The 9,685-nt window shown below is 56.4% G+C and carries 9 protein-coding genes and 1 pseudogene; 7 read left to right on the forward strand and 3 right to left on the reverse strand.

All coding sequences use genetic code 11. The features are described from left to right. The 4 genes from WA354_RS00480 to WA354_RS00495 form a co-directional block, all read left to right on the forward strand. Positions 1 to 870, forward strand: an 870-nt coding sequence (locus WA354_RS00480; protein WP_472811042.1) for an RHS repeat-associated core domain-containing protein, incomplete at its 5' end; no start/stop codon positions are given. A 439-nt stretch (positions 871 to 1,309) separates the two neighbouring features. Continuing rightward, positions 1,310 to 1,714 (forward strand): RHS repeat-associated core domain-containing protein, encoded by a 405-nt coding sequence (locus WA354_RS00485; protein WP_472811043.1) that lies wholly within the window; start codon positions 1,310 to 1,312, stop codon positions 1,712 to 1,714. Then, entirely contained in the window at positions 1,715 to 2,155 is a 441-nt protein-coding gene (locus WA354_RS00490; RefSeq protein WP_472811044.1) for a hypothetical protein, read from the forward strand. 68 nt (positions 2,156 to 2,223) lie between these two features. Further along, positions 2,224 to 2,538 (forward strand): hypothetical protein, encoded by a 315-nt coding sequence (locus tag WA354_RS00495; protein ID WP_472811045.1) that lies wholly within the window; start codon positions 2,224 to 2,226, stop codon positions 2,536 to 2,538. Positions 2,539 to 3,138: 600 nt separating this feature from the next. Here the strand turns inward: WA354_RS00495 and rph are convergent. Then, on the reverse strand, positions 3,139 to 3,882 hold the full coding sequence (rph, locus tag WA354_RS00500) for a ribonuclease PH (RefSeq protein WP_472811046.1): 744 nt from the start codon (positions 3,880 to 3,882) through the stop codon (positions 3,139 to 3,141). A 330-nt stretch (positions 3,883 to 4,212) separates the two neighbouring features. Between rph and WA354_RS00505 the strand changes: the two genes are divergently transcribed. The 3 genes from WA354_RS00505 (at position 4,213) to WA354_RS00515 (ending at position 7,263) form a co-directional block, all read left to right on the forward strand. Beyond that, positions 4,213 to 5,088 (forward strand): sensor histidine kinase, encoded by an 876-nt coding sequence (locus tag WA354_RS00505; protein WP_472811047.1) that lies wholly within the window; start codon positions 4,213 to 4,215, stop codon positions 5,086 to 5,088. A 142-nt stretch (positions 5,089 to 5,230) separates the two neighbouring features. After that, positions 5,231 to 6,619, forward strand: a complete 1,389-nt coding sequence (locus WA354_RS00510) for a sigma-54-dependent transcriptional regulator (RefSeq protein WP_472811048.1) — start codon at positions 5,231 to 5,233, stop codon at positions 6,617 to 6,619. 116 nt (positions 6,620 to 6,735) lie between these two features. Beyond that, on the forward strand, positions 6,736 to 7,263 hold the full coding sequence (locus tag WA354_RS00515) for a hypothetical protein (RefSeq protein ID WP_472811049.1): 528 nt from the start codon (positions 6,736 to 6,738) through the stop codon (positions 7,261 to 7,263). A 66-nt stretch (positions 7,264 to 7,329) separates the two neighbouring features. Here WA354_RS00515 and WA354_RS00520 read toward each other — a convergent pair whose 3' ends face one another. Both WA354_RS00520 and WA354_RS00525 read right to left on the reverse strand, forming a co-directional pair. Beyond that, entirely contained in the window at positions 7,330 to 8,688 is a 1,359-nt protein-coding gene (locus tag WA354_RS00520; RefSeq protein WP_472811050.1) for an aminotransferase family protein, read from the reverse strand. 808 nt (positions 8,689 to 9,496) lie between these two features. Beyond that, a pseudogene (locus WA354_RS00525) lies at positions 9,497 to 9,685 on the reverse strand (ATP-binding protein); the annotation flags it as partial.

A 9,685-nucleotide genomic window follows, 5' to 3' on the forward strand; every position in this document is an offset into this window, starting at 1 on the left:
ACCGCTTGTTCCGCAGTCCAGGGCCTCGCATTCCATCACTTCACCGGCAAAGAACGAGATACCGAATCAGGAAACGACTACTTCGGGGCCAGGTACTATGCGTCTACGATGGGACGCTGGCTCTCGCCGGATCGTCTGAACTTGACCGATGAACGGATATTGAATCCCGCCAACACGCTGAACAAATACGTGTATGGCGGAAACAACCCACTCAAGTACATCGATCCAGATGGCAAAGACATCACGATTTTCTACGAGAACTCCTTCCTGTCACCGCCGGGACACATTATGTTCGTGGCAGAGAACCAGCAAACCGGTGATGCGGCGGCGATGAGTTGGGGACCCGTACATGATTCAGAATATGGATTCACGCCGCTCGGGAGCCCGGTGAACAGTACAGCTACATTTGGCTTTCCGCAGACAACTGACGAATTGAAGGCACAATACTCATCGCTCACGATTAAGACATCTCCAGAAGATGCTCAGGAGGTGATCAACTTCATTCGCCAATTGTCTACCTCGACGAATCCCTACACGCTTTATGGACCGAATGCAACAAACTGCACAACTGTTTGCCGCAATGCACTAAAGGCTATAGGCATACTGCCCAAAGGCAACAAGAGTTGGACTCCGGCAGGTCTCTGGGGGAACCTGTTCTCAAGGTATGCACCGTCATATTGGCAGAATCCTTTTGCCGAATTTCTCCCCGCTCGAGGAACAGATTATGGAAATAGACCAAACAATTATGACCCTTTCGATTTGATGGCGCTTCTGATGAGGGGCAATAACGATAGCAGTAGTGTTACGACAACCCAAACCAACGCGTACATTGATTGCTCAAATCAGGCGAATAAGGGCGCTTGTCAGTAGCGGATTCGCAACGCCTTGGAGAGAGGACAAATGACGAGACGGCGTGCCTATTGGATCACATCAATTTTTGCGACCGTGATATGCCTCCTAACCCTTTTCTCTATGTGGGTGAGCGTGCCAATTGGCTCCAAAAGAGAATGGCTGTTTGTTCTTCTGACCTGCCTTGTATTATTGGCCATTCCGTTGTTGCTTGGAGCATGGGAATACCGGCGGAAGGATGCAGTCGTCTCAATGGGGTGCAGCGCTCAAATCATAGGGATGGCCGTTCTCTTGGAGTTCGCTTTTTGTCTCATTCAAGTAGCCAACCTGCTCCTCTTTATCCATCGCTATCCTTCTTTGGCCAACCACGTGCCATGATCTCTTTGCTGTTGAGCCGCAAGTGGCCCCGGTCTCGATTTTGAGACCTGAACTTGATGTACGATGAGGGACTTGGTGATGTATGACGTGCTCCGCCGTTTGTACATCCGTAGTGCGTTTTTCGCCATACCTGTTTACCGGCAAAGAACGGGATATCGAAACAGGTTTCGCTAACGGCAATGACTACTTCGGGGCAAGGTACTACGCGTCTACGATGGGACGGTTCATGAGCCCGGACCCCGCTGGATTGGTCTTTGCTTCTCTTGCGAATCCACAGAGCCTCAATCTCTATGCGTATGCGCAGAACAACCCGCTGATCTATACCGATCCGACAGGGCTTGATTGTGCATATTTAAACAACAATGGGAATGGTGTCGAGAGCGTTGACCAGCAAAGTAACGCTGGAGAGTGCGGAAGGAACGGGGGATACTGGGTTAACGGTGGCTTAACCGACATCAACATCAATGCTGACAGAGGCACGGTCTAGATGACTGGGACAAACGACGGCACCGATGTCACGCACGCGTCGTATAAAGACACGAGTGTTCATGTGGATAGCTGGCTGAATACGCGCATGAATGAAGCGGGCCATATAACGCTAGGTCTAGTCGGACAGCCGCAGGTGGGGCAAAATCCGAAAAGTGACGCGGATTTCTTATCCAACATTCTGCTCAACGGGTTCAAATTTAATGTCGTACCTGGAGCAATCCAGCCTGAAACGCCCGGTCAGCTGAGGAGTATTGCACTAATCCCGGTCACGGGGATGCAAGCTCAGATGATCCAAAACTCGATCAATCGATCGACAGCTGCGCCGCCCAATTACTCTCTAAACTCTGCGCTCGGGCTGGACTGTGCGACATGGGCGCAGCAGGTTCTAAAGGATGCTGGCATCCAAACAGGCCCAATGCAGCGTATCCCAACGACCTGATGAATCAACTCAGCAATATGTACACCGTGCTTCCGGGGCACCAATGAGAAATGTGCGAGGAGGGAAAGATGCTTCTTGATCAAGAGACCGCTGACCTTCCAAGGGATGCTCACTTGGGAAGATGGTTCCTGGCATCTGGGGTGGTTGGGCTTGTCATGGCGCTTTTGCTGGCCGTTGGGCTTCACTATGACTCTGTGTCATCCGGCCTAGTTGAGGCGCTCTGGCCTGCTGCGATGGTACAGCTTATCGACCCTAGAACTGTCGGGGCTAAGATAGCTGTCGGGTTGATCGCCTATGGAAGCAACTTCCTCATCTATGGTCTAGTCGGTGCGGTGATCGGCTTCTGCACAAACCGCTTGCTAAGGTCGCCAAAGAGGCAATAAGACTGCCTCGATCCCTGGCGCAGGCCGCTCTTAGGGGCCTTCCGGGGCGGCCTATGTCGCGTTTACATCTGTAAACAGCAGTGAGGCGCTGAGAGCGAAGAGCACGCTGCCTACGGCATCGGTTTTAGGGTGGACACTCCACCCCTGAAAGGGTTGCGCCTGCAAACGTTTCGGTTGCAAATGGGATCATGCAGAAACGGCGCGTCTTGCGGGTGGAGTGTGTTTTTCGTGGTTGCATCCGGAACCGGCGCGGCTGAGGCTGCCGTACCCTCCGCTGCGGCAGCCGTCAAGGGTCTGCGCTTCGCTCCGATGAATGCACGAAGAGCGTGCGCCCTTGACCGCCGTCCTCGCTGCGGGTGTTTTTCAGCTATGAGAAGAATGTCTTCTTCTCATGTTCCACATGACGAGCACGACTGCGGCGATCCGGATACCCGGATGACTGTGTGTGTTTGCTCGGACGTGAGAATCTCACTCGTTTCACCGGCAAAGAACGGGATGCCGGGTGCCCCCCATCTCGATCCCGAGATGGGAAATATCGGCTATTGCAGAACTGGAACTTCGGAGAGACCGCCTGAATTCGAAGTCGCGATTCACATCGCCTTATTGCTGGAGAACCGCTGTTTGCGCCGCGAAGATCTCCTTGAGCCCTTCTTCTGCCAAATCGATCAACCCATTCAGGTCACTGCGCGAATAGCTCCCCTTCTCCGCCGTGGCCTGCGTTTCAACAAGCCCCCCGTCCGCAGTCATCACGATATTCATATCGACCTCGGCCTGTGAGTCCTCTTCGTAGCAAAGATCGAGCAGCGGCACGCCTCCGACAATGCCCACAGACGTAGCCGCCACCAGTTGCTTCAGAGGCGACTGCTTCAGCGTGCCCGCCTTCACCAGCGCGTTCAGCGCAATCGCCAGCGCGACAGCCGCTCCCGTAATCGCCGCCGTCCGCGTACCTCCATCCGCCTGGATCACGTCGCAGTCTAGAATTACTGTGCGTTCGCCCAGCGCATGCATGTCGACCACACCCCTCAGGCTCCGCCCGATCAGCCGCTGAATCTCATGCGTCCGTCCGCCGATCTTGCCCCGTTCGCTCTCCCGAGGCGTCCGCGTCACGGTGGACCGCGGCAGCATCGCATATTCCGCCGTCACCCACCCACGGCCCGAATTGCGCAGCCACCCCGGCACCCCCTGCTCAATCGTCGCATTGGTTAAAACCCTGGTATTGCCCAGCGCGACCAGCACCGAGCCCTCCGCCGTCTGTACGTATCCCGGGGTAAGTGTTAAAGGGCGAAGCTGGTTCGGTTTGCGATCGCCGGGACGGAAAAAGCTCTTATCATCTGACCGGTTCATAGGCCGATTGTACGAGAAACAGCCAAAATCGCCCGTTGTCCAAAAGCGAATTCCCCGTTTCGGGAAGACCCAATTCGGGAAAAGCGCGACTAACTTCTCGTAAGTCCCTCGATTAACTAAACCTGTGCCCAATTCCAATTTCGGGTCGTTCCATTCCGGGAAAACAAAAGCGGGAACGATATCTTCAATTTTCTCCTAAATCTCGCGCTAAGCGCCTTTCTTTGTGCGCCTTAAGAATTGTGTCCGGATTTGGCACGCTGCGTGTAAGAAGAAAAGGCGAAACACGCTTTTATACCCAGATCGAAAACCAGGCAGACGAAAGGACCAAAAATGCAGATCGAACATATGAGCGAATTGGGCGAAATAGAACAAAAACGAGTGGACAAGGTCGTGGAGGTCCTCTCCACCATGACCACACGAGGTCAGGATGTTGCGGAGATCGCGCACGACGCCTGCAACATGGTGACCGCCCTCGATCTCTACTGCGATCTGCTTCAGGAGCCGGGCGTTCTTGCTTCTCCCTTCGTTCACTACAGCGGGGAACTGCGCCTGGTTGCCGCTGCCAGCCGCCGGCTTATCGACAAGCTGATGTCGATCGAGACTCCAGATGGGCACGAAAGCGGCGACACCGTCGCACAGACAAGTGATGCGCGCACCGACCCTTTTCGAACTGCAGAACTACGCCCTCGCCAGTGGAAGTCTGTTCCCGTCGAGCCCATCAAAAATCTGGCTGAAGAACTTCTCGCCAATCGCAGCCTTCTGGCGGCCCTTGCCGGACCCACTGTAGGGTTAACGGTCGACGCTCAGGGCGGCGCCGTTCCCGTACGGATGACGGGCGAAGACCTGACCCGGATCCTGGTCAATCTGGTAAAGAACTCCGCTGAAGCCATGTCGGCTGTGGGCAGAATTCACATCACGCTTTGGGAGAGCCGGGGCGAGGAAAACACACCCTGGATAACCCTGAATGTGGAAGATAATGGGCCCGGACTGGCGGACAAGGTAATCGGGACGATGTTCGAGCCACGCGACACCCGCCCTCCCAGCCAGGATGCCTTTGCGTGTGGCGAATGGCCGCTCCCACATCGTGGCCTTGGCCTCTCCATCACCCGTTCAATAGTGGAAGCCTCGGGTGGACTGATTCACGCCGCGAATCGTGATCCCGTGGGTGCCTGCTTCCAGATCGAACTGCCGGTGCAGGTCGCTTAAACCTCTTCTGATGTTCCAGCACACACGTGACCTGGCCCACATAGTCAAAGTAAACGAGGCGAATACCATGCTTGCAACGTTACCTCTTTCGCGGACCATGAATTCTCTCCCTCCGATATCGCCAGAGCTCTCCAGGTTGCACGTGCTGATCGTCGATGATGATGAGGCTGCTCGTTCGGCCTGCATCGAGATTGCGGTGAGCCTGGGCTACAAGGCCGAAGGAATTTCGAAGCTTGACCGCGTGCGGTCAACGCTGTTGCAGTTTCCGACCGACATTGTCCTGATCGATCTACCCAGCAACAGTGATTCCGGGCTGGAAACAGTCGCGGAGATCAATGCGCTTTATCCGCGCATCGCAATCATTGCGATGGCGCCTGTAAACTCCGCCAGTGTGGCGCTGTCTGCCGTGCATTGCGGCGCCTCCGACTACCTCAACAAGCCGTTCACGGTGGACGAACTTGCGTCCTCGCTGGAACGTGCCGGCGGTCAAACACGTGTGGATGCGCAGGCCCGGCAACTGAGAGAGCGCCTTCGACTGCACGATGGCATGGGGCAGATGATCGGTCGCACGCCCCAGATGGAAAAGCTCTATCGCATCCTGTCGAAGGTGGCGCAAACCACTCACCCGGTCCTGATCCTGGGCGAGAGCGGCACAGGAAAAGAACTCATCGCCCACACCATCCACAACTTTGGCCCCAGCGCCGAAAAGCCATTTCTACCCGTCGACTGCGGCTCGCTCGTGCCCACGCTCGTGGAGAGCGAGTTGTTCGGCTATGTCAAAGGCGCCTTCACAGGGGCCAATCACGCCAAGGAGGGCCTTCTTGTCGCTGCGGGGGGAGGCACCGTATTCCTCGATGAGATTGGAGAGCTCACCCTCGATCTGCAGGCCAAGCTGCTCCGTGCACTGCAGGAGCGGGAGGTACGGCCCGTGGGGGCCACGCACCGCGTGCCAATCAAGGCGCGCATTCTCACGGCCACAAATCGCGACCTGGCCTCAATGGTGGAGAAGGGCAGCTTCCGCAAAGATCTTTACTACCGCCTGAATATCGTGAACCTCCGCTTGCCTCCACTGCGCGATCGTCGGGACGACATCCCGATGCTGGTGGCGCACTTCCTTAACAAGATCAACAAAGAGCACCCTTCGAGATTCAGCATTCATGACGAAGCCCTGCGCGCGATGATGCAGTACGACTGGCCGGGTAATGTTCGGGAACTGGAAAATGCGGTTGAACATGGCGCAACCATGACCACCGGCGGGGAGATTCAGCTGGGCCACCTGCCTACGCAGCTTCAGCAGAAGCCGCTTGCCGCGCTTCATGCCGCGGCTTCGGCAGGGAGAAAAAAGGAGGAGGCTTCGGAGGAAGACGAAATCGTACCGCTCGCCGTCCGGGAGAGGATCGCGATTCTCGACGCCATTCGAGTGACACACGGTGACAAGCTCCGCGCAGCCAGCCTACTCAAAATTGGCAAGACAACGCTCTATCGCAAGCTGAAGGAATACGGAATCAGCGATCCAATGCGGGGGAACTAGAACACATTCACACGACTTGAGCGGCGGTGTTGCCAGGCCGATGTTGCTCCACCCAACAACGAGATTGTCTGCTATCGGTGCGCCTAATAACGACATGCGCCGAGGTTGAGGAAGATATGAGCATTCTGATCATCAGTGGCATCGAAGGTGTTCGCAATTGCGCTGAAGCTTTTTCGAAACAGCTTGAGATGAAGGTAGAAGTTGCAGAAGGTCGCCGCGCGGCCCTGGCAGCCCTGCGGCGGAAAGAATTTACTGCCGTTGTGGTTGACGAGTCTCTCGCCGAGTGCGACCCGGCCGGTGCTGATGCGATCTGGGAGCGGTCCGGATTGGCCATTCCGCTCCAGATCAATTTCGCCGTTTCCGGAGCAGCCAGAATCATCCGCGAAATCCGCGCCGCACTTCATCGCCGCGAGCGGGAGCAGGCAACCGCGATGCGTGCAGCAACGGCGTCCATCGAAAGAGACTTGAAGAACACCGTCTCCGGGCTGCTGCTTCAATCGCAACTGGCTCTTTCGCAAGGCGGCGTTCCTGCTGCGGTTGCCGAAAAACTGCGCACGGTTGTGGCTCTTGCCGGAACTCTTCGCCGGCAGCTTTCAGCTCAGCCGCAGCCGGAAGATGCATCTGTTCGATCTGCCCCTCGCTGAACAAAGACCAAGCGATCCATACCAGGGTGATTGCGGCGGGACTTGGAGCGCGCCTTTCCGGCTCGATTAGTCCACCAGAGCGTCAGCGATTCCAAGATGGCGGTCCAGGGTGTCGATGCCGAAATCGAGCTCCTCTTTCGTCACGATCAGCGGCGGCGCGATAACGAAGTGGCTCACCCAGGCCTGCTGCGCCACCCCATCGGCCATCATCTTTGCCGCAATCTGATCGACGACCAGCGGCTTGCCCTCCACCTTATCGCGCATCGTGTTGAAGGGTTGCTTCGTTTTGCGATTCTTCACCAACTCCACCGCAAAGAAGAGTCCCAACCCGCGCACATCGCCGATCGATGGATGCTTCTCCTTCAGTGCTTCGAGCTTCTGTCGCACATACGGCTCAAGTTCAGCGGATCGTTCCACAAGCTTGAGCCTCTGCATCTCCTCGATGGTTGTGACCGCGGGCCCCAGCGTGATGGGATGCGCTTCATACGTGTGCCCGTGCGAAAAGTAGTGATCCTCGAAGTGGTCGGCGATCTTCTTTGTCGTCGCACAAAGGCCGAGCGGCACGTATGCCGAAGTGATTCCCTTGGCGGTGACAAGAATGTCTGGCTTGACGCCCCAGTGATCGACAGCGAACCACTTTCCGGTGCGACCCCAGCCAGCCATTACTTCGTCATCGATCATCAGCACGCCGTGGCGATCGCAAATCTCGCGGAGACGCGGGAAATACTCTGGCGGCGGAATCAGCACGCCGTTGGTCCCGACGACCGGTTCAAGAATGATTGCAGCGACATCGCTTTCGTTCTCGATCATGTGCTCGATGTAGTCGACGCACGCAACATTGCAGGCGGGATAGGTGTGCTTGATGGGGCAGTCGTAGCAATTCGTCTCGGGTGCGAAGACGACGTTGTGGATTTTGCCCGCTGGCTCCATTGCCCAGCGCCGCGGATCGCCGGTGGCCGCGATGGAACCGGCCGTAGAGCCATGGTAAGAACGATAGCGCGAGATGATCTTGTTCTTGCCCGTGTACATGCGGGCGATTTTAAACGCAGCCTCATTCGCTTCAGTCCCGCTGGTGGCGAAGAAGAATTTCTCCAGCCCTGCCGGCAGCACTTCCAGAAGCTTGGCGCTGAGCCGGGCGCGGGCTTCTGTCGCATATACGGGACCGACGAAGGCCAACTCGCGCGCCTGTCTGCCGATGGACTCGACGACGGCTGCGTTTTTATGGCCGAGATTCACGCACATCAGCTGAGCGCTGAAATCGAGGTAGCGCTTGCCCGCACCATCCGTAATCCAGCAGCCCTCCGCATCGGCGATGTAGAGCGGCTTCCACGTCTTCTGAAATCGCCACGTTCCGTAGTTGGTCTGGCGGGTTAGGCTGCTGATCTCTTCTGCGGTTAACGCCGGGGGGATGATTGTGTCGGCCATGCTGGACCTCGCATCGGGAATGCTCAACCTATGCTAAGGCGTGAGGCAGGTTCTAGCTACCCGCTAATGGCTTCAACTCCTCAAATTCGCCATTCCTGCTCATCCAGCTGAGCTATCGCATCTATGCCGTCCGCGAGTCTGGCGGACTTTCGGATGACCCCCTATACCGGTCTCTGCGAGTAAGTATCCTTCTTTCTTGGGTCTGCAGAGAGGGGTGCGCTGCAAATTATTTGCATCATTGAACTTACCTGTAGATATCTCTAAACAAACGAGTTAGTCGCCCAACCGGACGTTGACCGAAATTCTGTTTGGTCCTCTTCCTAATTTCCATTTTGCTCCGACAGCGGGAAATTACCTGCAAACCGCCGCGTAGTCTTTTTACTTTGCGAATGAAAGACTTAGTAGCGGTGGCTGTCGCTTCGGCATTGACAAACGAGGAGACAGCCCGCGACGAAGAAGTTGCTCGAGCGCGTAGAAAACGACAACCGCAGTCTTGCATGGCTCTTTGCGCCACCCGAGACCATGAAAATCGGGTGGGATCGTGCTTTCCCACCCTTGCTGCGCAAGGATGGGCCACCCAGTTTTGATCGAGGTATGAGAATTTTCAGGGCAGATTCCTCCGCTCCCTCCGGTCGGTCGGAATGACAGCGTTTTGGGTGGAAGTAAACAGCCTCGGATGGATCGAACGGGATGTATCGACCGGATGGATTTTTGAGACTTCCCACCCATGACGCGATGAAACTGCGTCATGGAGGGGCACCCGGCCGCACAAGTCAAACTCACGGTCCCAAGCCGGACTGTTCCTTGGCTATCCACGCCTCCAGTCGTCGCCGGGCATGATTCTCTTCATGAATTCGTCGAACAGCGGAACGGTGAAAGCTGTCTCTCCGTGAGTCTGGCTCCAGATCATGCCTTTGCCAATGAGACCGGAGCGGGTGGGGGCGAGAGAGGTGACACCGCGGCCGAGCTGGTCCGCGATATCGCCGGAGCGTTGGGG

The sequence above is a fragment of the Occallatibacter sp. genome (assembly GCF_049802275.1).
Taxonomy (GTDB): domain Bacteria; phylum Acidobacteriota; class Terriglobia; order Terriglobales; family Acidobacteriaceae; genus Telmatobacter.

Excerpts from the sequence above, each read along its gene's own strand:
- WA354_RS00485 (WP_472811043.1), top strand. The coding sequence starts at position 1,310 with ATGACGTGCTCCGCCGTTTGTACATCCGTAGTGCGTTTTTCGCCATAC.
- rph (WP_472811046.1), bottom strand. The coding sequence starts at position 3,882 with ATGAACCGGTCAGATGATAAGAGCTTTTTCCGTCCCGGCGATCGCAAA.
- WA354_RS00505 (WP_472811047.1), top strand. The coding sequence starts at position 4,213 with ATGCAGATCGAACATATGAGCGAATTGGGCGAAATAGAACAAAAACGA.
- WA354_RS00515 (WP_472811049.1), top strand. The coding sequence starts at position 6,736 with ATGAGCATTCTGATCATCAGTGGCATCGAAGGTGTTCGCAATTGCGCT.
- WA354_RS00495 (WP_472811045.1), top strand. The coding sequence starts at position 2,224 with ATGCTTCTTGATCAAGAGACCGCTGACCTTCCAAGGGATGCTCACTTG.
- WA354_RS00490 (WP_472811044.1), top strand. The coding sequence starts at position 1,715 with ATGACTGGGACAAACGACGGCACCGATGTCACGCACGCGTCGTATAAA.
- WA354_RS00520 (WP_472811050.1), bottom strand. The coding sequence starts at position 8,688 with ATGGCCGACACAATCATCCCCCCGGCGTTAACCGCAGAAGAGATCAGC.